Raw genomic sequence first — 23,029 nt, forward strand, 5'->3', positions numbered from 1 at the left:
ACCTCAGTTTCTGAACGGGAACTTGAAGCTGGCGAGCAGAGCCTTTGCTTCGTCGTCGGTCTTCGCAGTCGTCGTGATGCTGATGTTCAGCCCACGCAGTGCGTCGATCTTGTCGTAGTCGATTTCGGGGAAAATGATCTGCTCTTTCACACCGATGTTGTAGTTGCCGCGGCCATCGAAAGCACGGCCCGACACACCGCGGAAGTCACGCACGCGGGGCAGGGCAACGGTCACGAAACGGTCGAGGAATTCGTACATCGCACGGCCACGCAGCGTCACCATCGCGCCGATCGGGTAGCCCTGGCGGATCTTGAAGCCTGCGATTGCCTTGCGTGCCTTCGTGACGACCGGCTTCTGACCAGCGATCTTCGTGAGGTCGCCAACGGCGTTCTCGATGATCTTCTTGTCAGCGATCGCTTCGCCAAGACCCATGTTCAGCGTGATCTTGGTGATGCGCGGCACTTCCATGACCGACTTGTAACCGAACTTCTCGATCAGGCCGGGCACAACCTTTTCTTTGTAAAACTCTTGAAAACGAGCCATTTTTTACTCCGCTGCGTCAGGCGCTCAGTACGGCACCGGTCGTCTTCAGGAAGCGAACCTTCTTGCCTTCCTCGACCTTGATGCCAACACGCGACGCCTTGCCATTCGCGTCGACCAGTGCGACGTTCGAAATATGCAGGGGCATCGTCTTCGCTTCCACGCCGCCCGTCGTACCCTTCATCGGGTTCGGCTTCACATGCTTCTTGACGAGGTTGATACCTTCAACCGTCACATGCTCTGCACCGACAGCCAGCACGACGCCGCGCTTGCCCTTGTCTTTGCCAGTGACGACGATAACTTCGTCACCTTTGCGAATCTTGTTCATCGCGACTCCTTACAGCACTTCCGGCGCCAGCGAAACGATCTTCATGAATCGTTCGCTACGCAGCTCACGCGTCACCGGCCCGAAGATACGGGTGCCGATCGGCTCAAGCTTGTTATTCAAAAGCACAGCGGCGTTGCCGTCGAACTTGATCAGCGAGCCGTCTTGACGGCGAACACCCTTGGCGGTGCGGACCACCACGGCGTTGTAGATTTCGCCTTTCTTCACGCGCCCGCGCGGCGTTGCTTCTTTGACGGTCACCTTGATGATGTCGCCAATGCCGGCATAACGACGCTTCGAGCCGCCGAGCACCTTGATGCACATGACTTCACGCGCACCCGTGTTGTCGGCTACTTCGAGCCGAGATTCGGTCTGGATCATGGTTTGTCTTTCCCAACTTAATCCGGATGCACCACCATGATGCATTCGGTCAGTCTTGGTCCCGTCAGCCAATCGGCTGCTTGGGTTGGAACAGCAGCGACGGCAAACGAAACCCGCCATCGCAATTCGGTGAATCTTTCGGACAGGCTGGCGCCAGTCCGCTTCCCCCACCAACTTCGCCCGCGACGGGGCTCCCATAAAGAGGGAAGACCGGGATTATAACAAATAATCCCGGTCACGCAAGCAAAAACTTTGCGATTTCAAGCACTTCTTGGCGAAGTGCCTGTTACTGCCTACTGCTCTGCCCGCTTAGATGACGCGAGCTGCTTCGACGAGGCGCGACACCGTCCAGGCCTTCGTCTTCGAAACAGGACGAGTTTCCTGGATTTCGACGAGATCGCCTTCGTTGCAGGTGTTCGCTTCATCATGCGCGTGGTACTTCTTCGAGCGCACGACATACTTGCCGTAGATCGGGTGCTTGACGCGGTGCTCGATCAGCACGGTGACGGTCTTGTCCATCTTGTTGCTGACGACCCGACCGACCAGCGTCCGCTTCAGCGAGGTTTTCACGCTATCGTTCATTTCTGGTTCGCCTTCTGAGTCATGACGGTCCGCACACGTGCGATGTCGCGACGAACCTTCTTCAGCTGGCTCGTGTTCGTGAGCTGCTGGGTCGCGAGTTGCATGCGCAGGCCGAATTGCGCCTTCAGCAGGTCCGCCAGCTCCTTGTTGAGCGCGGCCTGGTCTTTCTGGAGAAGTTCGGAAGCCTTCATGTTTTCTCCTTAGGCGCCGAGCTGGCGCACGATGAACGTCGTCTTCAGCGGCAGCTTCGCTGCGGCCAGACGGAACGCTTCGCGTGCCAGTTCTTCGGTTACGCCGTCCATTTCATAGAGCATCTTGCCCGGCTGGATTTCGGCGACGTAGTACTCCGGGTTACCCTTACCGTTACCCATACGCACTTCTGCCGGCTTTTGCGAAATCGGCTTGTCCGGGAAGATCCGGATCCAGATGCGGCCGCCACGCTTGATGTGACGCGTCATTGCACGACGCGCCGCTTCAATTTGACGTGCGGTCAAACGACCGCGACCGATCGCCTTCAGACCGAATTCACCGAACGACACTGCGTTGCCGCGCGTCGCCTTGCCGGTGTTACGACCCTTCTGCTCTTTACGATACTTCCTGCGTTTCGGTTGCAGCATCGTTATTCTCCCGTCTTGCCGTCTTCGGGCTTGCCGGCGCCGCGGCGCGGTGCGCCACGACGAGCACCCGGAGCGCCGCCTTCGCCGTCACGGCGCGGACGACGGTCGCCCGGACGCGCATTGCGACGCGGACGCTTGTCTTCGGCTACTTCTTCGACCACCGGCGCGTCATTGCGGCCGAGCGTGTCGCCCTTGTACACCCACACCTTGACGCCGATGATCCCGTAGGTCGTCTTCGCTTCCGAGGTCGCGTAGTCGATGTCGGCACGCAGCGTATGAAGGGGCACGCGACCTTCGCGATACCACTCCGTACGAGCGATTTCGATACCGTTCAGACGGCCTGCGCTCATGATCTTGATGCCTTGGGCACCCAGACGCATCGCGTTCTGCATCGCACGCTTCATCGCGCGACGGAACATGATCCGGCGCTCGAGCTGTTGCGTGATCGAGTCAGCGATCAGTTGCGCATCGGTTTCCGGCTTGCGGATTTCTTCGATGTTGACGTGAACCGGCACGCCCATGCGGCGTTGCAGTTCCGTCTTCAGCTGTTCGATATCCTCGCCCTTCTTGCCGATGACGACGCCCGGACGCGAGCTGTAAATCGTGATGCGCGCGTTCTTTGCCGGACGCTCGATGACGACCCGACCGACCGAAGCGTTCTTCAGCTTCTTCTTCAGGTATTCACGAACACCGATGTCTTCCTGCAGCATCGCCGCGAAATTGTTGTTGTTCGCGTACCAACGCGAAGCCCAATTGCGGCTGACAGCCAGGCGGAAGCCAGTCGGATGAATTTTCTGTCCCATCGTATGGCTCCTTAATTCCCGACCGTCACAGTGATGTGACAGGATTGCTTCTCGATGCGGTTACCGCGGCCCTTGGCGCGCGCGGTGAAACGCTTGAGCGATGCAGCCTTGTCGACGTAGATGCTCTTGATCTTGAGCTCGTCGATATCAGCGCCTTCGTTGTGCTCCGCATTCGCGATTGCCGACAGCACAACCTTCTTCACGATGCCAGCCGCCTTCTTCGGCGAGAACGTCAGAACGTTCAGCGCCTTGTCGACCGGCAAACCGCGGATCTGGTCAGCCACAAGGCGCGTTTTTTGCGCCGAGATGCGGGCACCGCGATGAATTGCTTTCACTTCCATCTTGATTGCCCCTTATTTCTTGGCCTTCTTGTCGGCCGCGTGACCCTTGAACGTACGGGTCAGTGCGAACTCGCCAAGCTTGTGGCCGACCATGTTTTCCGAGATGTACACCGGAACGTGTTGACGGCCGTTGTGAACAGCGATCGTCAGGCCGATGAAATCCGGCAGAATCGTCGAGCGACGCGACCAGGTCTTGATCGGCTTTTTGTCGCGCGAAGCTGCAGCCGCCTCAACTTTCTTCAGCAAATGGGCGTCGCAGAACGGACCTTTTTTTACAGAACGTGCCATTGCCTACTCCTTAACGCTTGTGACGGCGCTGGACGATCATCGTCGTCGTGCGCTTGTTGCTGCGGGTGCGGTAACCCTTAGCCGGCGTACCCCACGGGCTCACCGGGTCGCGACCTGCAGCCGTCTTGCCCTCACCACCACCGTGCGGGTGATCAACCGGGTTCATCGCAACGCCACGCACCGTCGGGCGGATACCGCGCCAGCGGTTCGCGCCAGCCTTGCCGATTTGGCGCAGGCTATGCTCTTCGTTGCCGACTTCACCGATCGTTGCACGGCACTCGATGTGCACGCGGCGGATTTCGCCCGAACGCAGACGAACCTGCGCGTAGACGCCTTCCCGTGCCAGCAGCATGGCCGACGTGCCAGCCGAACGCGCCATTTGCGCGCCCTTGCCCGGCAGCATCTCGATACAGTGGATCGTCGTACCGACCGGAATGTTGCGGATCGGCAGCGTGTTGCCTGCACGGATCGGCGCTTCCGAACCCGACATCAGCTGTTGGCCGACGGTCAGGCCCTTCGGGGCGATGATGTAGCGACGCTCGCCGTCTGCGTAGAGCACCAGCGCGATGTTCGCGCTACGGTTCGGGTCGTACTCGAGACGCTCGACCTTTGCCGGGATGCCGTCCTTCGTGCGACGGAAATCGACGATACGGTAATGCTGCTTGTGACCACCACCCTTGTGACGCGTGGTGATACGGCCGTTGTTGTTACGGCCGGCGGTCGAGCTCTGCGAGTCGAGCAGTGCCGCGAACGGCTTGCCCTGGTGCAGATTCTTGTTGACCACCTTGACCATCGCGCGGCGACCCGGCGAAGTCGGTTTAACTTTCACGATTGCCATGATTACTTGGCCTCCGCTTCAAAGTTGATTTCCTGGCCGGGCTTCAGGCAAACGTACGCCTTCTTCACGTCCTTGCGGCGGCCCATCGAACGGCCGAAGCGCTTTTGCTTGCCCTTCTGAACCAGCACGTTGACCGAATCAACTTCAACCTTGAACAGCAGCTCGACAGCCGCCTTCACTTCCTGCTTCGTGGCATCCGGTGCGACTTCGAACACGACTTGCTCGTTCTTGTCGGCAACCAGCGTCGCCTTTTCCGAGATCACCGGTGCGAGCAGGACCTGCATCAAACGATGATCGTTCTTGCGAATCTCGCTCATGACAGCAACTCCTCGATCTGGGCGACCGCAGCCTTCGTGACCAGCACTTTCTTGAAGTAGATCAGCGACAGCGGGTCAGCGTAGCGCGGCTCGACAATCGCCACGTGCGGCAGGTTGCGCGAAGCCAGGTACAGGTTCTCGTCGACCGTGTCCGTAATGATCAGCACGGAGTCGAGACCCATGGTCTTGAATTTGTCAGCCAGCAGCTTGGTCTTCGGCGCTTCGAGGATGATGTCCTCGACGACCGACAGGCGGCCTTCACGGGCCAGCTGCGAGAAGATCGAGCAGAGACCTGCGCGATGCATCTTCTTGTTGACCTTGTGCGAGAAGTTCTCTTCCGGCGAGTTCGGAAAGATGCGACCACCGCCACGCCACAGCGGGCTCGACGACATACCGGCACGAGCGCGGCCCGTACCCTTCTGACGCCACGGCTTCTTGGTGGTGTGCTTGACTTGCTCACGGTCCTTCTGTGCGCGGTTACCTTGGCGAGCATTCGCCTGGTACGCGACGACGACCTGGTGGATCAGCGCTTCGTTGTAGTCACGACCGAACACGACGTCCGACGCGTTGACCACTGCACCTTCCTGACCATTTTCGTTCAGGAGCTTGAGTTCCATTATTTCGCCCCCTTGGTCTTGACGGCCGGCGTCACGAAAACCTTGCCGCCCTTCGCGCCCGGAATCGCACCCTTGACGAGCAGCAGCTTGCGCTCTGCGTCGATACGAGCGATTTCGAGGTTCTGCACCGTCACCGTAACGTCACCGAGGTGACCCGTCATGCGCTTACCCGGGAAAACGCGACCCGGATCCTGCGCCATACCGATCGAGCCCGGCACGTTGTGCGAGCGCGAGTTACCGTGGGTAGCACGGCCGGAGGAGAAGTTGTAACGCTTGATCGTACCGGCGTAGCCCTTACCGATCGACACGCCTTGCACGTCGACCTTCTGGCCCACTTCGAAAAGATCGGCACCGACCACGGCGCCATTCGACAGCTCAGCTGCCTTGGCCGCGTCAATGCGGAATTCCTTGAGGATTTCACCGGCTTCGACACCGGCTTTGGCGAGATGACCTGCCAGCGGCTTCGTCACGCGCGATGCGCGGCGGGAGCCGAATGCAACCTGCACGGCCGTGTAGCCGTCGGTTTCAACAGTCTTGATCTGCGTCACGCGGTTGTCCGACACGTCCAGCACGGTGACGGGAATCGAATCCCCTTCAGCCGTGAAGATACGGGTCATGCCAACCTTGCGACCTACGAGTCCAAGGCTCATCATTTTCTCCATTCCCGACTGCGATTGGTCGGGGCTGATTTACAAAATGCCGGGCACGCAAGGCCCAACTTTTTTACGCGAATACGCGAAAAGCCAAGCAGTATAGCCCGACTTCTCGATTTCCGCAAGCAATACAAAGACTTAGCACCGCCCGGCAAGCCGGATGGCGCCGAAAGCCTTACTGCAGCTTGATTTCCACGTCGACGCCAGCCGGCAGGTCGAGCTTCATCAGCGCGTCAACCGTCTTGTCGGTCGGATCGACGATGTCCATCAGGCGCTGGTGGGTACGGATTTCGAGCTGATCGCGCGACGTCTTGTTGACGTGCGGCGAACGCAGAATGTCAAAACGCTGAATGCGCGTCGGCAGCGGCACCGGGCCACGGACGATTGCGCCAGTCCGCTTCGCGGTATCGACGATTTCGGCAGCCGATTGATCGATCAGACGATAGTCGAAAGCCTTCAGGCGAATGCGGATTTTCTGTTGCTGCATGACGATTCCTTGAAAAGAGCGAGGCGATATTGCATCGCCGGACACTAAAAGAACGCGAAACCTGTTGCCCGCGGGGAGCGAGGCGCCAGCTTCCGAACGGTACTTCCACTGCTAAGCCCGCGATTCTACACGAAAAATCGGAGTGGTGGTGTGCGTTTGTCAAGACAGCAATGCGCACGCCACAAAGACAAAACCGGGTGCCAGATCAAACTGGACACCCGGTTTCGACGGTACGACTGCCTACCGTGGAATCACGGACCCCGGAGGGATCCGCGGATCGTCGATGTTATTCGATGATCTTGGCGACGACGCCGGCGCCGACGGTACGGCCACCTTCACGGATTGCGAAGCGCAGACCTTCTTCCATCGCGATCGGAGCGATCAGCTTCACCGTGATCGACACGTTGTCGCCCGGCATCACCATTTCCTTGTCCTTCGGCAGCTCGATCGAGCCCGTCACGTCCGTCGTACGGAAGTAGAACTGCGGACGGTAGTTGTTGAAGAACGGCGTGTGACGGCCGCCTTCGTCCTTGCTCAGCACGTACACTTCAGCCGTGAAGTGCGTGTGCGGCGTGATCGAACCCGGCTTCGCCAGAACCTGGCCACGCTCCACGTCTTCACGCTTCGTGCCGCGCAGCAGGATACCGACGTTGTCGCCTGCCTGACCTTGATCCAGCAGCTTGCGGAACATTTCAACGCCCGTGCAGGTCGTCTTCACCGTCGGCTTGATACCGACGATTTCGATTTCCTCGCCGACCTTCACGATGCCGCGCTCGACACGACCCGTCACCACCGTACCGCGGCCCGAGATCGAGAACACGTCTTCCACCGGCATCAGGAACGCGCCGTCAACTGCACGCTCCGGCGTCGGGATGTACGTGTCCAGTGCGTCTGCCAGGCTCATGATCGCCACTTCGCCCAGCTCGCCCGTGTCGCCTTCCAGCGCCAGCTTCGCCGAACCCTTCACGATCGGCGTGTCGTCACCCGGGAAGTCGTACTTCGACAGCAGTTCGCGAACTTCCATCTCGACCAGCTCGAGCAGTTCAGCGTCGTCCACCATGTCGCACTTGTTCAGGAACACGATGATGTACGGAACGCCAACCTGACGCGCCAGCAGGATGTGCTCACGCGTTTGCGGCATCGGGCCGTCCGCTGCCGAGCAAACCAGGATCGCGCCGTCCATCTGCGCTGCGCCCGTGATCATGTTCTTCACATAGTCAGCGTGGCCCGGGCAGTCGACGTGTGCGTAGTGGCGGTTTGCCGTTTCGTACTCGACGTGTGCCGTGTTGATCGTGATGCCGCGCGCCTTTTCTTCCGGTGCCGCGTCGATCTGGTCGTAGGCCTTCGCTTCGCCGCCGAACTTCTTCGTCAGAACCGTCGTGATCGCTGCCGTCAGCGTCGTCTTGCCGTGGTCAACGTGACCAATCGTACCAACGTTGACGTGCGGCTTGGTCCGCTCAAACTTTTCTTTTGCCATGATTCTCTTCTTTCAAAAAATATCGGTTGGTAGCTTCAGATTTACTTCGACTTCGCGCTGATGATCGCTTCAGCAACGTTGCGCGGAGCTTCAGCGTAGTGCTTGAACTCCATCGTGTACGTTGCACGACCTTGCGTCAGCGAACGCAGCGACGTCGAGTAACCGAACATTTCCGACAGCGGCACTTCGGCGCGAACGATCTTGCCGCCGCCAACCATGTCTTCCATGCCCTGGACGATACCGCGACGGCCCGACAGGTCGCCCATCACGTTGCCCATGTAGTCTTCCGGCGTCTCGACTTCGACAGCCATCATCGGCTCGAGGACGACCGGGTTCGCCTTGCGCATCGCTTCCTTGAACGCCATCGAACCGGCCATGCGGAACGCGTTTTCGTTCGAGTCAACGTCGTGGTACGAACCGAACGTCAGGTGAACCTTCACGTCGACGACCGGGAAGCCAGCCAGCACGCCCGACTTCAGCGTGTCCTGAATACCCTTGTCGACCGCCGGGATGTATTCACGCGGAATCACACCACCCTTGATCTCGTCGAAGAACTCGTAGCCCTTGCCCTGTTCGTTCGGCTCGAGCGTGATGACCGCGTGACCGTACTGGCCGCGACCACCCGACTGCTTGACGAACTTACCGTCGACGTCCTTCGCCGTCGAACGGATCGTTTCGCGGTATGCAACCTGCGGCTTGCCGACGGTCGCTTCCACGCCGAATTCACGCTTCATCCGGTCGACCAGAATTTCGAGGTGGAGCTCGCCCATGCCCGAAATGATGGTCTGGCCCGATTCTTCGTCGGTCTGCACGCGGAACGACGGGTCTTCCTGCGCCAGACGGTTCAGCGCGAGGCCCATCTTTTCCTGGTCAGCCTTGGTCTTCGGCTCGACAGCCTGCGAAATCACCGGCTCCGGGAACACCATGCGCTCGAGAACGATCGGGTTCGCCGGGTCGCACAGCGTGTCGCCCGTGGTCGCTTCCTTCAGGCCGACCGCAGCAGCGATGTCGCCTGCACGGACTTCCTTGATTTCTTCACGCTGGTTCGCGTGCATCTGCAGAATACGACCGAGGCGTTCCTTCTTGCCCTTGGTCGAGTTCAGCAGCGTGTCGCCCGAGTTGACGACACCCGAGTACACACGGAAGAAGATCAGCTGGCCGACGAACGGGTCGGTCATGATCTTGAACGCGAGCGACGAGAATTTCTCGTCGTCCGACGCCTTGCGCTCTGCTTCTTCACCGTTTTCGAGCTCGCCCTTGACCGGCGGGATGTCGACCGGCGACGGCAGGAAGTCGATCACGGCGTCGAGCATACGCTGCACGCCCTTGTTCTTGAACGCGGTACCGCACAGCATCGGCTGGATTTCGCACGCGATCGTACGGTCACGCAGCGCCTTGACGATGTCGGCTTCCGGCAGATCGCCTTCTTCCAGGTACTTGTTCATCAGGTCTTCGCTGGCTTCAGCAGCCACTTCGACCATCTTTTCGCGCCATTCCTTGCAGGTCTCGGCGAGCTCGGCCGGGATGTCGACGTAGTCGAACTTCGTGCCTTGCGACGCTTCGTCCCAAATGATCGCCTTCATCTTGATCAGGTCGACCACGCCCTTGAAGTTTTCTTCCGAGCCGATCGGCACCACGACCGGAACCGGATTCGCCTTCAGGCGCAGACGGAGCTGGTCGTAGACCTTGAAGAAGTTCGCGCCGGTACGGTCCATCTTGTTGACGAACGCGAGACGGGGCACCTTGTACTTGTTAGCCTGGCGCCACACCGTTTCCGACTGCGGCTGCACGCCGCCCACTGCGCAGTACACCATGCATGCGCCGTCGAGCACGCGCATCGAACGCTCCACTTCGATCGTGAAGTCGACGTGGCCCGGGGTGTCGATGATGTTGATGCGGTGTTCCGGATAGTTGCCGCCCATGCCCTTCCAGAAGGCCGTGGTAGCAGCGGACGTGATCGTGATGCCACGTTCCTGTTCCTGCTCCATCCAGTCCATCGTTGCTGCGCCGTCGTGGACTTCACCGATCTTGTGGTTCACACCGGTGTAAAACAGAATGCGCTCGGTCGTCGTCGTCTTGCCGGCGTCGATGTGAGCGCTAATACCGATATTGCGGTAGCGCTCGATAGGAGTCTTGCGAGCCACTTTGATCCTCTACTGGGATAACACGATGCAGCCCTGCTGCATCATGCTTCAACACAAACGGGCGAGGCGCCTGAAAAGCGCACCCGCCCGGAATTTATTTCCGCAAACAGCCCAGCCAGGCGCTTAGAAACGGAAATGCGAGAACGCGCGGTTGGCTTCTGCCATGCGGTGAACTTCATCGCGCTTCTTCATCGCGCCGCCACGGCCTTCGGCCGCTTCGGTGAGTTCGCCTGCCAGACGCAGAGCCATCGACTTCTCGCTGCGCTTCTTCGCAGCCTCACGCAGCCAGCGCATCGCCAATGCCATACGACGCGACGGGCGCACTTCGACCGGAACCTGATAGTTGGCACCACCAACGCGACGGCTCTTCACTTCGACCACCGGCTTCACGTTGTTGAGCGCAACGGTGAACACTTCCAGCGGGTCCTTGCCACCCTTGGTCTGGATTTGTTCGAATGCGCCATAAACGATGCGCTCCGCGACCGACTTCTTGCCGGACAGCATCAGCATGTTCATGAACTTGGCTACATCAACGTTGCCGAACTTCGGATCCGGCAACACTTCCCGCTTGGGGACTTCGCGACGACGCGGCATGATTCTTCCTTTACCTGTTCAGTTGGAGCTGCATCCAGCCCCGCGGTCACCAACAAACCCGATCACATCTTCACGACTAACCAGCTTGGCCGGGTGACCACTTACTCGACAGCACCGGCAATCCGGCACTCCCGCCTTGACCGCCCTGCGGCGATCCCTGATCAAAAACTGCTTACTTGGCAGCCTTTGCACGCTTCGCGCCGTACTTCGAGCGCGCTTGCTTGCGGTCCTTGACGCCCTGGGTATCCAGCGAGCCGCGAACCATGTGGTAACGCACACCCGGCAAGTCCTTCACACGGCCGCCGCGGATCAGCACAACCGAGTGTTCCTGCAGGTTGTGGCCTTCACCGCCGATGTACGAAATCACTTCGAAGCCGTTCGTCAGACGAACCTTGGCGACCTTACGGAGTGCCGAGTTCGGCTTCTTCGGCGTCGTCGTGTACACACGGGTGCACACGCCGCGACGCTGGGGGCAGTCCTGCAGGGCCGGGCTCTTGCTCTTCGTCGTTTCCGACTGACGGCCTTTGCGAACCAGTTGGTTGATGGTTGGCATTGTTTATTCCTGAAATTGAACAAAATCTGCACATCGATTTCGGGCAAAGCGAGAATCGACGCACAGTTGACTTCCGAACCGGCGATACGGACACGAACCTTCGAACGCGACTCGGCCCACCGAATACCGGAACCCAGCATGATATTCCGGAAATACCAACTAAGTCAACGGCTTGCGTGATTTGCCAGCCGCGCGGGCGGTTTACCGGAAGGGTCGGAACACCTGTGTCATGCCGATTCGACGACGTCGATGATCTCGTCGCCGAAGCGTTCCAGCTTGCGCACCCCCATGCCGGGGATATGGCGCAGGTCGTCGATCGTCTCCGGCGCGTTGCGCGCGATTTCGGCCAGCGTCGCGTCGTGGAAGATCACGTAGGCCGGCACGCCGTCTGACTTCGCGGTTTCCGCGCGCCACGCACGCAGCGCATCCCAGCGTGCGCGCTCGCGCGTGCCCATGCCGGCCGTCGGATCGACCCGCGTGCCGCCGCGGCTCGAAGACTGGCGCGTGCGCTGCGGCTTAACGTAGCGGCGCAGCGTGACTTTCTCCTCGTTCTTCAGCACCGGCTTCGCGGCCTCGGTCAGCATCAGCGCGCCGAAGCCGCCATGGTCGACCGCCAGATAGCCGTACGCCACGAGCTGACGAAAAATCGCGCGCCATTCTGGCTCGGACAGCGACGCACCGATCCCGAACGTACTGAGCTGGTCGTGACCGCGCTGCAGCACCTTCTCGGTCCGTCCGCCGCGCAGGATCTCGATCAGATGGCTCGAACCGAAATTGAAGCCGCTCGCGCGCTGCGCGCGGAATACGCACGACAGCGCCATCTGCGCCTCGCGCGTCGCGTCCCACGAATCAGGCGGCTCGAGGCACGTGTCGCAATTGCCGCACGGCTGGCTCGCCTCCCCGAAGTAGTTCAGAAGCCGCACACGCCGGCACGAGATCGTCTCGCACAGCCCGAGCAGCGCATCGAGCTTCGACGTCTGCACGCGCTTGTGCGCGTCGTCCGCATCGGATTCATCGATCATCTTGCGCTGCTGGACGACGTCGCCGAGCCCATACGCCATCCACGCATTCGCCGGCATCCCGTCGCGGCCCGCACGACCGGTTTCCTGGTAGTAGCCTTCGACGCTCTTCGGCAAATCGAGATGGGCGACGAAGCGCACGTCCGGCTTGTCGATGCCCATGCCGAACGCGATGGTCGCGCACATCACGATGCCTTCCTCGCGCTGGAACATTTCCTGGTGCTTCTGCCGCACCTCGAACTCCATCCCCGCGTGATACGGCAGCGCGCGCACGCCCTGTGCCTTCAGCCATTCGGCCGTTTCCTCGACCTTGCGGCGCGACAGGCAGTAGACGACGCCCGCGTCGGTCGTGCCGTCCGCGTTCGTGTGCTCGGCACGGATGAAGTCGAGCAGTTGCGCGCGCGCGTTGTCCTTCTCGACGATCCGGTAGCGGATGTTTGGCCGGTCGAAGCTCGACACGAACACGCGCGCATCGTCGAGCGCGAGGCGATGGATGATCTCGTCTCGCGTGATCGCGTCGGCGGTGGCCGTCAGCGCGATGCGCGGCACCGACGGGAAACGCTCGTGCAGCACCGACAGCTGGATGTATTCGGGACGGAAGTCATGCCCCCACTGCGACACGCAGTGCGCTTCGTCGATCGCGAACAGGCCGATCTTCGCGCGCTCGAGCAGGTCGAGGAAGCGCCCGGTCATCAAACGCTCCGGCGCGACGTACAGCAGGTCGATCTCGCCCTCGCGCAGCGCGCGCTCGGTCGCCGCGGCCTCGGCGCCCGACAGCGTCGAATTCAGGTAGGCCGCGCGCACGCCGACTTCGCTGAGCGCGGCGACCTGGTCCTGCATCAGCGCGATCAGCGGCGATACCACGATGCCGGCGCCCTGCCCGGCTTCGCGGCGCAGCAGCGCCGGAATCTGGTAGCACAGCGACTTGCCGCCGCCCGTCGGCATCAGCACGAGGCAATCGCCGCCGCCGGCGACGTGCTCGACGATCTCGCCCTGCTGGCCGCGAAATGCGGAGTAACCAAAGACTTCGTCGAGGATTTCGAGGGCGCGGGACATGAATGATGAGAGGCAGGACGGCGAAACGATGACCGCGATTTTAACAACCCGCTCGCGCAGCGCGCGGCGAATCGTGCAACGTTGGCCAATCGACAGAGTTCGTGCACGCGCATGACGGGCCTGCGCAAGCGTACGGCAAGCCCGTCATGCACGTGAACGACGGATAAAAAAAACCGCCCGGCGGACCGGGCGGTTTCGATGACAGCGAATACGCAACGTGAAGCGGCTCGCGCCGCCCGCGCTTATTCGGCTGCCGGATGTTGCGGCTCTTCCGCAGGCGCGCTCGGCGTGCCGAAGTCGAATGCCTCTTCCGCTGCGATCTGATCGAAACGCTCGCGGTCGGACATCTCCTTCGCCTTGCGTGCCTTGTGGAACGCGAGACCCGTACCGGCCGGGATCAGACGGCCGACGATCACGTTTTCCTTCAGGCCGCGCAGATCGTCGCGCTTGCCCATGATCGCCGCTTCGGTCAGCACGCGGGTCGTTTCCTGGAACGATGCCGCCGAGATGAACGAGTCGGTCGACAGCGACGCCTTCGTGATACCGAGGAGCACGTTGTCGTACGACGCCGGACGCTTGCCCTCGGCGATCATGCGATCGTTCTCGTCCAGCATGTCGGAACGCTCGACCTGTTCGCCCGGGATGAAGCGCGTATCACCGTTGTCGGTGATCTGCACACGACGCAGCATCTGGCGAACGATCACCTCGATGTGCTTGTCGTTGATCTTCACGCCCTGCAGACGATACACGTCCTGCACTTCGTCGACGATGTAGCGCGACAGCGCCTCGATACCCTGCAGACGCAGGATGTCGTGCGGATCGGCCGGACCGTCCACGATCATTTCGCCCTTGTTGACGACCTGAGCATCGTGGACCAGCACCTGCTTTTCCTTCGCGATCAGGAACTCGTGCTGATTGCCTTCGAGGTCCGTGATGACGAGACGCTGCTTGCCCTTCGTGTCCTTGCCGAACGACGTCGTACCGGTGACTTCCGCGAGAATGCCGGCATCCTTCGGCGAACGCGCTTCGAACAGTTCCGCCACCCGCGGCAGACCGCCGGTAATGTCACGCGTCTTCTGCGCTTCGGTCGGGATACGTGCGAGCACTTCACCCACCTGCACTTGCTGGCCGTCCTTCACGGTAATCAGTGCGCCGACCTGGAAGCCGATCTGCACCGCGTGCTCCGTGCCCGGAATCTTGACTTCGTCGCCGTTCGCGTCGAGCAGCTTCACCTGCGGACGCACGCTCTTCGAAGCTTGCGAACCGCGACGCTTCACGTCGATCACGACCAGCGTCGACAAGCCGGTCACGTCGTCGATCTGCTTCGCGACGGTCACGCCTTCCTCGACGTTCTCGAACTTCACCGTACCACCGTACTCGGTGATGATCGGACGCGTCATCGGATCCCACGTCGCCAGCTGCGTGCCAGCCTTGATCGCCGCGCCGTCGAGCTGCAGCAGCGTCGCGCCGTACGGGATCTTGTGACGTTCGCGCTCGCGGCCGATATCGTCGGTGATCAGCGCCTCGCCCGAACGCGAGATGACGATCTGCTCGCCCTTCGCGTTGGTGACGTAACGCATCGTCGCCGTGAAACGCACGATACCGTTGCTCTTCGCTTCGACCGACGACGCCACTGCCGCACGCGATGCCGCACCACCGATGTGGAACGTACGCATCGTCAGCTGCGTGCCCGGTTCACCGATCGACTGTGCCGCGATCACGCCGACTGCTTCACCGACGTTCACGAGCGAGCCGCGGCCGAGGTCACGGCCGTAGCAGGCCGCGCACAGGCCGTAACGCGTTTCGCAGGTCAGCGGCGTGCGCACGCGCACTTCGTCGATGCCGAGGCGTTCGATCTCCTCGACCGCCGTTTCGTCGAGCAGCGTGCCCGATTCGTACAGCGTTTCCTGCGTTTCCGGGTTCACGACGTCCGCGACCGCGACGCGGCCGAGGATACGGTCGCGCAGCGCCTCGACGACTTCACCGCCTTCGACCAGCGCCTTCATCGCCACGCCGTTCGACGTGCCGCAATCGTCCTCGACCACCACCAGATCCTGCGTGACGTCGACGAGACGACGGGTCAGGTAACCCGAGTTTGCCGTCTTCAGTGCCGTATCAGCCAGACCCTTACGTGCACCGTGGGTCGAGATGAAGTACTGCAACACGTTCAGGCCTTCGCGGAAGTTCGCGGTAATCGGCGTCTCGATAATCGAGCCGTCCGGCTTCGCCATCAGGCCGCGCATACCGGCCAGCTGACGAATCTGCACCGCCGAACCCCGGGCGCCCGAGTCGGCCATCATGTAGATCGAGTTGAACGACTCCTGGCGCGTCTCGTTGCCGTCGCGGTCCGTCACCGGCTCCGTCGACAGCTGCTCCATCATCGCCTTGCCGACCGCTTCCGACGTCGCCGACCAGATGTCGACCACGTTGTTGTAGCGTTCCTGCGCAGTGACGAGACCCGACATGTACTGGCGGTCGTACTCCTTCACCTTCTTCGCGGCGTCGCCGACGATCGTTTCCTTCTGCGGCGGCACGAGCATGTCGTCGACGCAGATCGAAATGCCGGCGCGCGTCGCGAGGCGGAAACCCGACTGCATCAGCTGGTCGGCGAACACGACCGTCGCACGCAGACCGCACTTGCGGAACGCGGTGTTGATCAGGCGCGAGATTTCCTTCTTCTTCAGCGGCTTGTTCAGCACCGAGAACGGCAGGCCGTGCGGCAGGATCTCCGACAGGATCGCGCGACCGACGGTCGTCGCGTACAGCGAGATCTTCGGCACGAATTGCGGCGCGCCTTCCGACGTGTCTTCGTTGCGGACCATTTCGGTGATCCGCACGTTGACGCGCGATGCCAGCTCGACTTCCTTGTTCTCGTACGCGCGGATCACTTCCGACACGCCGGTGAACGACAGGCCTTCGCCCTTGCCGTTGATCGCTTCGCGGGTCGCGTAGTACAGACCCAGCACGATATCCTGCGACGGCACGATCGACGGATCGCCGTTGGCCGGGAACAGCACGTTGTTCGACGCCAGCATCAGCGTGCGCGCTTCCATCTGCGCTTCGAGCGACAGCGGCACGTGAACGGCCATCTGGTCACCGTCGAAGTCGGCGTTGAACGCCGCGCAGACGAGCGGGTGCAGCTGGATCGCCTTGCCTTCGATCAGCACGGGCTCGAACGCCTGGATACCGAGACGGTGCAGCGTCGGCGCACGGTTCAGCATCACCGGGTGCTCGCGGATCACCTCTTCGAGGATGTCCCACACCACCGGCGTCTGGTTCTCGACTTCCTTCTTCGCAGCCTTGATGGTCGTCGCGACGCCCATCACTTCCAGCTTGTTGAAGATGAACGGCTTGAACAGCTCGAGCGCCATCAGTTTCGGCAGACCGCACTGGTGCAGCTTCAGCGTCGGGCCGACCACGATGACCGAACGGCCCGAGTAGTCGACGCGCTTGCCCAGCAGGTTCTGACGGAAACGACCGCCCTTGCCCTTGATCATGTCGGCAAGCGACTTCAGCGGACGCTTGTTCGCGCCCGTCATCGCCTTGCCGCGACGACCGTTGTCGAGCAGCGAGTCGACGGCTTCCTGCAGCATCCGCTTTTCGTTGCGGACGATGATTTCAGGGGCCTTCAGCTCGAGCAGACGCTTCAACCGGTTGTTACGGTTGATCACGCGGCGATACAGGTCGTTCAGGTCCGACGTCGCGAAACGGCCGCCGTCCAGCGGCACGAGCGGACGCAGTTCCGGCGGCAGCACCGGCAGCACTTCGAGGATCATCCACTCGGGCTTGATGCCCGAGCGCTGGAATGCCTCGAGGACCTTCAGGCGCTTCGCGTACTTCTTGATCTTCGCTTCCGAGCCGGTGTTCTTCAGCTCGGTGCGCAGCGTCTCGACCTGCTCGTCGATGTTGATCGCGCGCAGCAGTTCACGCACGCCTTCCGCGCCCATTTCGGCACGGAATTCGTCGCCGTATTCCTCGACCTTGTTGTAGTAATCCTCTTCGGTCATGATCTGCCGCGCCTTCAGCGGCGTCATGCCCGGTTCGATCACCACGTATGCTTCGAAGTACAGCACGCGTTCGATGTCGCGCAGCGTCATGTCGAGCACCATGCCCAGACGCGACGGCAGCGACTTCAGGAACCAGATGTGCGCGACCGGCGAGGCCAGCTCGATGTGGCCCATCCGTTCACGACGCACCTTCGCCAGCGTCACTTCGACGCCGCACTTCTCGCAGATCACGCCGCGGTGCTTCAGACGCTTGTACTTGCCGCACAGGCACTCGTAGTCCTTGATCGGCCCGAAGATCTTCGCGCAGAAGAGACCATCGCGTTCCGGCTTGAACGTACGGTAGTTGATGGTCTCCGGCTTTTTCACTTCACCGAACGACCACGAACGGATCTTGTCCGGCGAGGCCAGACCGATCTTGATCGCGTCGAAAACTTCTTCCTGTTGGACTTGCTTGAATAGATCGAGCAGAGCTTTCATTGCTTTCTCTCCGTAGTCCGATTAATTGCGGTCGAGATCGATGTCGATACCGAGCGAGCGGATTTCCTTCACGAGCACGTTGAAGGATTCCGGCATGCCTGCATCGATCACGTGATCGCCCTTGACGAGGTTCTCGTAAACCTTCGTCCGGCCGGTCACGTCGTCCGACTTCACCGTCAGCATTTCCTGCAGCACGTAGGACGCGCCGTACGCTTCGAGTGCCCACACTTCCATTTCACCGAAACGCTGGCCACCGAACTGCGCCTTACCACCCAGCGGCTGCTGCGTGACGAGCGAGTACGGGCCGGTCGAACGCGCGTGCATCTTGTCGTCGACCAAGTGGTGCAGCTTCAGGTAGTGCATGTAACCCAGCGTCACGCGACGTTCGAACATCTCGCCCGTGCGGCCGTCGTACAGGCGGACCTGGTTCTTCGACGGGTTCATGCCGAGCTGTTCCGCGATGTCGTCCGGGAACGCGAGGTCGAGCATCTTGCCCATTTCTTCCTCGGTCGCACCGTCGAACACCGGCGTTGCGAACGGCACGCCTTCGCGCAGGTTCTTCGCGAGTTCGAGGATCTCGTCGTCGGTGAAGCTTTCCAGGTCTTCCTGGCGGCCCGACTCGTTGTAGATCTTCGTCAGGAACACGCGCAGTTCCTCGATCTTCGCCTGACGCTGCAGCATTTCGCCGATACGCCAGCCGAGGCCCTTCGCGGCCCAGCCGAGGTGCACTTCCAGAACCTGACCCACGTTCATCCGCGACGGCACGCCGAGCGGGTTCAGCACGACGTCTGCCGGACGGCCATCGGCCATGTACGGCATGTCTTCGATCGGGACGATCTTCGACACGACACCCTTGTTACCGTGGCGGCCTGCCATCTTGTCGCCAGGCTGCAGGCGGCGCTTCACCGCGAGGTACACCTTGACCATCTTCAGCACGCCCGGCGGCAGTTCGTCGCCTTGCGTGAGCTTCTTGCGCTTCTCTTCGAACGCGAGATCGAACTGGTGACGCTTTTCTTCGATCGAGTTCTTGATCGCTTCGAGCGATGCCGCTGCCTCGTCGTCCGCGAGGCGGATGTCGAACCAGTGGTAGTGGTCGAGGTCTTCCAGGTAAGCCTGGTCGATCTTCGTGCCCTTCGCGAGCTTCTTCGGACCGCCGTTCGCGACCTTGCCCACCAGCATCCGTGCGAGACGCTGGAACGCGTCGCCTTCCACGATGCGCAGCTGGTCGTTCAGGTCGAGACGGTAGCGCTTCAGTTCGTCGTCGATGATCTGTTGCGCACGCTTGTCGCGCTGGATGCCTTCACGCGTGAACACCTGGACGTCGATCACGGTGCCGCTCATGCCCGACGGCACGCGCAGCGACGTGTCCTTCACGTCCGAAGCCTTCTCGCCGAAGATCGCGCGCAGCAGCTTCTCTTCCGGCGTCAGCTGAGTCTCGCCCTTCGGCGTGACCTTGCCGACCAGCACGTCGCCCGCTTCGACTTCCGCACCGATGTATACGATGCCCGATTCGTCGAGACGGCCGAGCTGGACTTCCGCCAGGTTCGAGATGTCGCGCGTGATTTCTTCCGGCCCGAGCTTCGTGTCGCGTGCAACGACGTTCAGCTCTTCGATGTGGATCGACGTGTAGCGATCGTCGGCCACGACCTTCTCCGAGATCAGGATCGAATCCTCGAAGTTGTAGCCGTTCCACGGCATGAACGCGATCAGCATGTTCTGGCCGAGCGCGAGCTCGCCCAGGTCCGTCGAGGCGCCGTCGGCCAGCACGTCGCCGCGCGAGACCTTGTCGCCCATCTTCACGATCGGACGCTGGTTGATGTTCGTGTTCTGGTTCGAACGCGTGTACTTGATCAGGTTGTAGATGTCGACGCCGACTTCACCTGCGACCGCTTCGTCGTCGTTCACGCGAATCACGATACGGCCTGCGTCGACATAGTCGACGACGCCGCCGCGGAACGCCTGAACCGTCGTGCCCGAGTCGACCGCGCAGGTGCGCTCGATGCCCGTACCGACGACCGGCTTTTCCGGACGCAGACACGGCACGGCCTGACGCTGCATGTTCGAACCCATCAGTGCACGGTTCGCGTCGTCATGCTCAAGGAACGGGATCAGCGAAGCTGCAACCGACACGATCTGCGACGGCGCCACGTCCATGTACTGGATGCGGTCCGGCGTGACCATCATCGTTTCGCCGGCTTCACGCGACGACACGAGTTCGTCGACCAGCGTGCCGTTCTCGTCGATCGCGGCGTTCGCCTGCGCGATCATGTATCGGCCTTCCTCGATCGCCGACAGGTAGTCGATCTGGTCGGTCACCTTGCTGTCCACGACCTTGCGGTACGGCGTCTCCAGGAAGCCGTACTCGTTCAGGTGCGCGTACAGTGCGAGCGAGTTGATCAGACCGATGTTCGGACCTTCCGGCGTTTCGATCGGGCACACGCGGCCATAGTGGGTCGGGTGCACGTCACGAACTTCGAAGCCTGCGCGTTCGCGCGTCAGACCGCCCGGGCCCAGTGCGGAAACACGGCGCTTGTGCGTGATTTCCGACAGCGGGTTGGTCTGGTCCATGAACTGCGACAGCTGCGACGAACCGAAGAACTCGCGGATCGCCGACGAAATCGGCTTCGAGTTGATCAGGTCGTGCGGCATCAGGTTTTCGCTTTCGGCCTGGCCGAGGCGTTCCTTGACCGCGCGCTCGACACGCACCAGACCCGCGCGGAACTGGTTTTCCGCCAGTTCGCCGACGCAACGCACGCGACGGTTGCCGAGGTGGTCGATATCGTCCACTTCGCCCTTGCCGTTGCGCAGTTCGACCAGGATCTTGATCGTCGCGAGGATGTCGTCGTCCTGCAGCGTCATCGGGCCGGTGATCTCGTCACGGCTGACGCGGCGGTTGAACTTCATACGGCCGACCTTCGACAGGTCGTACGCTTCTTCGCTGTAGAACAGACGGTTGAACAGCGCCTCGACCGCTTCTTCGGTCGGCGGCTCGCCCGGACGCATCATGCGGTAGATCGCGATGCGCGCGGCCGTCTTGTCGGTCGTTTCGTCGACACGCAGCGTCGACGAGATGTACGGACCCTGGTCCAGATCGTTCGTGTAGAGCGTCTGGATGTCCTTGATGCCCGCTTCGCGCAGCTTCTCGAGCACGCTTTCCGTGACTTCGTCGTTCGCGGTCGCGATCACTTCGCCGGTGTCGCCGTCGACGACATTCTTCGCCAGCACGCGGCCGAGCAGATAGTCTTCCGGCACCGAGATGTACTTCGTCTTCGCGGCTTCAAGATCGCGAATGTGCTTCGCGTTGATCCGCTTGTCCTTCTGGACGATAACCTTGCCGTCGCGATCCGAGATGTCGAAACGCGCGACTTCACCACGCAGGCGCTCGGGCACGAACTCGAGTTGCGCGCCTTCGTCCATCAGCGTGAAGTTGTCGAACACGAAGAAGTTCGCGAGGATCTGTTCCGGCGTGAGGCCGATGGCCTTCAGCAGGATCGTGACCGGCATCTTGCGGCGACGGTCGACGCGGAAGTACAGGATGTCCTTCGGATCGAATTCGAAGTCGAGCCACGAGCCGCGGTACGGAATGATCCGTGCCGAGAACAGCAGCTTGCCCGAGCTGTGCGTCTTGCCCTTGTCGTGTTCGAAGAACACGCCCGGCGAACGGTGCAGCTGCGAGACGATGACACGCTCGGTGCCGTTGATGACAAACGAGCCCGTCGGCGTCATGAGCGGAATTTCGCCCATGTACACTTCCTGCTCCTTCACTTCCTTGACGACCGGCTTGTTCGGCGATTCCTTGTCGAGAATGACGAGGCGGACCTTCGCGCGCAGCGCGGAGCAGTACGTCAGGCCACGCTGCTGGCATTCCTTGATGTTGAATGCCGGCGCGGACAGCGCATAGCTCACGAACTCGAGGCGCGCGAAGCCGTTGTGCGAAACAATGGGAAATACCGATGTGAATGCGGCTTGCAAACCTTCAGGCTTGCGTTGCGTGCCAGGCACATCAGCTTGCAGAAACGTGCTGAATGATTCAAGCTGGGTGGCCAGCAAGAACGGAACTTGGTGAACGATGGGGCGCTTCGCGAAACTCTTGCGAATGCGCTTCTTCTCGGTGAAGGAATATTGCATACGATCTCCGAATCACGGCGGGTGCTGTCGAGGCGGGATACCTGGACGTTTCGAACCCGAGTGTTCACCGACTGAGACCCGATGGCCGCCCGATGGCTTGAACGAGCCGAGAAGCTTGGTGGTTGGCCGCTACCAACCGCTGGCTGACGGCAGCGGATGCCTGTGTTGCCCGCTACCCGACCAAACTTGCCTTCTGCAGTCGCTTCAGAAGACAAAGAGAAACGCCGATCGCGACCGTTGCTTACGATCCGGCGGTTTTCTTTGGCTTCTGGGGCCGATTATTCGGGCTCCCGAATGAGTGCCAGAATAACGTCCCCACAAAGCACAAAAAGGCCGGCGGTGAAAATACCGCCAGCCTTCGCACAGCGCGTCGAAACTTACTTGACTTCGACCTTCGCGCCTGCTTCTTCCAGCTTCTTCTTCGCTTCTTCAGCAGCAGCCTTGTCGACGCCTTCCTTGACAGCCTTCGGTGCGCCGTCAACGACGTCCTTCGCTTCCTTCAGGCCCAGGCCCGTCAGTTCGCGAACTGCCTTGATGACTGCAACCTTGTTGCTGCCTGCTTCAGCCAGGACGACCGTGAATTCGGTCTTCTCTTCTGCAGCAGCAGCAGCGCCGCCGCCTGCCGGGCCAGCGACTGCCACTGCAGCTGCCGACACGCCAAACTTCTCTTCGAATGCCTTGACCAGTTCGTTCAGTTCCAGAACGGTCATCCCTTCGACTGCTGCCAGGATGTCTTCTTTTGCGATTGCCATTTGAAATACTCCTAAATTGAATTCGGATACAGC

The 23,029-nt window shown here is 61.1% G+C and carries 22 protein-coding genes; all 22 read right to left on the reverse strand.

Features of this window, described 5'->3' with window-relative positions; all coding sequences use genetic code 11:
• Positions 1-3 precede the first annotated feature (3 nt).
• Positions 4-543: a 50S ribosomal protein L5 gene (gene rplE / locus ACV22W_RS24560; protein ID WP_006482882.1), complete on the reverse strand. Its 540-nt coding sequence runs from the start codon at positions 541-543 to the stop codon at positions 4-6.
• Positions 544-559: 16 nt separating this feature from the next.
• The gene (gene rplX / locus ACV22W_RS24565; protein WP_006477187.1) at positions 560-868 is read right to left on the reverse strand and encodes a 50S ribosomal protein L24; all 309 of its coding nucleotides are present in this window, start codon (positions 866-868) and stop codon (positions 560-562) included.
• A gap of 9 nt (positions 869-877) precedes the next feature.
• Positions 878-1,246, reverse strand: coding sequence for a 50S ribosomal protein L14 (gene rplN / locus ACV22W_RS24570; RefSeq protein ID WP_006752929.1), 369 nt, complete (start codon positions 1,244-1,246; stop codon positions 878-880).
• Between the two features lie 309 nt (positions 1,247-1,555).
• Positions 1,556-1,828 (reverse strand): 30S ribosomal protein S17, encoded by a 273-nt coding sequence (rpsQ, locus tag ACV22W_RS24575; RefSeq protein ID WP_006752928.1) that lies wholly within the window; start codon positions 1,826-1,828, stop codon positions 1,556-1,558.
• A complete protein-coding gene (rpmC, locus tag ACV22W_RS24580; protein WP_006400652.1) occupies positions 1,825-2,019 on the reverse strand; it encodes a 50S ribosomal protein L29 in 195 nt (64 codons plus the stop codon). Before rpmC ends, rpsQ begins: the two co-directional genes overlap by 4 nt.
• Before the next feature lie 9 nt (positions 2,020-2,028).
• Positions 2,029-2,445, reverse strand: a complete 417-nt coding sequence (gene rplP / locus ACV22W_RS24585) for a 50S ribosomal protein L16 (RefSeq protein WP_059468475.1) — start codon at positions 2,443-2,445, stop codon at positions 2,029-2,031.
• A 2-nt stretch (positions 2,446-2,447) separates the two neighbouring features.
• Complete coding sequence (gene rpsC, locus ACV22W_RS24590) at positions 2,448-3,248, reverse strand: 30S ribosomal protein S3 (protein WP_006482899.1); 801 nt, start codon at positions 3,246-3,248, stop codon at positions 2,448-2,450.
• Between the two features lie 11 nt (positions 3,249-3,259).
• Positions 3,260-3,589, reverse strand: coding sequence for a 50S ribosomal protein L22 (rplV, locus tag ACV22W_RS24595; protein WP_004199272.1), 330 nt, complete (start codon positions 3,587-3,589; stop codon positions 3,260-3,262).
• Positions 3,590-3,601: 12 nt separating this feature from the next.
• A complete protein-coding gene (gene rpsS / locus ACV22W_RS24600) occupies positions 3,602-3,877 on the reverse strand; it encodes a 30S ribosomal protein S19 (RefSeq protein WP_004199273.1) in 276 nt (91 codons plus the stop codon).
• A gap of 10 nt (positions 3,878-3,887) precedes the next feature.
• Positions 3,888-4,715 (reverse strand): 50S ribosomal protein L2, encoded by an 828-nt coding sequence (gene rplB / locus ACV22W_RS24605; RefSeq protein ID WP_006482900.1) that lies wholly within the window; start codon positions 4,713-4,715, stop codon positions 3,888-3,890.
• Between the two features lie 2 nt (positions 4,716-4,717).
• Complete coding sequence (gene rplW, locus ACV22W_RS24610; RefSeq protein ID WP_004199275.1) at positions 4,718-5,032, reverse strand: 50S ribosomal protein L23; 315 nt, start codon at positions 5,030-5,032, stop codon at positions 4,718-4,720.
• A complete protein-coding gene (gene rplD, locus ACV22W_RS24615) occupies positions 5,029-5,649 on the reverse strand; it encodes a 50S ribosomal protein L4 (RefSeq protein WP_006477192.1) in 621 nt (206 codons plus the stop codon). Before rplD ends, rplW begins: the two co-directional genes overlap by 4 nt.
• Positions 5,649-6,299, reverse strand: coding sequence for a 50S ribosomal protein L3 (gene rplC / locus ACV22W_RS24620; RefSeq protein WP_006752926.1), 651 nt, complete (start codon positions 6,297-6,299; stop codon positions 5,649-5,651). Before rplC ends, rplD begins: the two co-directional genes overlap by 1 nt.
• A 178-nt stretch (positions 6,300-6,477) precedes the next feature.
• A complete protein-coding gene (rpsJ, locus tag ACV22W_RS24625) occupies positions 6,478-6,789 on the reverse strand; it encodes a 30S ribosomal protein S10 (RefSeq protein WP_004199280.1) in 312 nt (103 codons plus the stop codon).
• Positions 6,790-7,075: 286 nt separating this feature from the next.
• Complete coding sequence (gene tuf, locus ACV22W_RS24630; protein WP_006482910.1) at positions 7,076-8,266, reverse strand: elongation factor Tu; 1,191 nt, start codon at positions 8,264-8,266, stop codon at positions 7,076-7,078.
• Positions 8,267-8,307: 41 nt separating this feature from the next.
• Positions 8,308-10,410: an elongation factor G gene (fusA, locus tag ACV22W_RS24635; RefSeq protein WP_059535572.1), complete on the reverse strand. Its 2,103-nt coding sequence runs from the start codon at positions 10,408-10,410 to the stop codon at positions 8,308-8,310.
• A 123-nt stretch (positions 10,411-10,533) separates the two neighbouring features.
• Positions 10,534-11,004: a 30S ribosomal protein S7 gene (gene rpsG, locus ACV22W_RS24640; RefSeq protein ID WP_034209730.1), complete on the reverse strand. Its 471-nt coding sequence runs from the start codon at positions 11,002-11,004 to the stop codon at positions 10,534-10,536.
• A gap of 172 nt (positions 11,005-11,176) precedes the next feature.
• Positions 11,177-11,557: a 30S ribosomal protein S12 gene (gene rpsL, locus ACV22W_RS24645; protein WP_006400662.1), complete on the reverse strand. Its 381-nt coding sequence runs from the start codon at positions 11,555-11,557 to the stop codon at positions 11,177-11,179.
• 227 nt (positions 11,558-11,784) lie between these two features.
• A complete protein-coding gene (recQ, locus tag ACV22W_RS24650; protein ID WP_448022249.1) occupies positions 11,785-13,632 on the reverse strand; it encodes a DNA helicase RecQ in 1,848 nt (615 codons plus the stop codon).
• A gap of 242 nt (positions 13,633-13,874) precedes the next feature.
• The gene (gene rpoC / locus ACV22W_RS24655) at positions 13,875-18,116 is read right to left on the reverse strand and encodes a DNA-directed RNA polymerase subunit beta' (protein WP_448022250.1); all 4,242 of its coding nucleotides are present in this window, start codon (positions 18,114-18,116) and stop codon (positions 13,875-13,877) included.
• Between the two features lie 21 nt (positions 18,117-18,137).
• Entirely contained in the window at positions 18,138-22,244 is a 4,107-nt protein-coding gene (rpoB, locus tag ACV22W_RS24660) for a DNA-directed RNA polymerase subunit beta (RefSeq protein ID WP_448022251.1), read from the reverse strand.
• Between the two features lie 377 nt (positions 22,245-22,621).
• Positions 22,622-22,996 carry a 50S ribosomal protein L7/L12 gene (gene rplL, locus ACV22W_RS24665; protein ID WP_021161757.1) on the reverse strand — a complete coding sequence of 125 codons (375 nt, stop codon included), beginning with the start codon at positions 22,994-22,996 and terminating at the stop codon, positions 22,622-22,624.
• Positions 22,997-23,029 lie beyond the last annotated feature (33 nt).

It is taken from the genome of Burkholderia sp. AW49-1, from assembly GCF_053427845.1.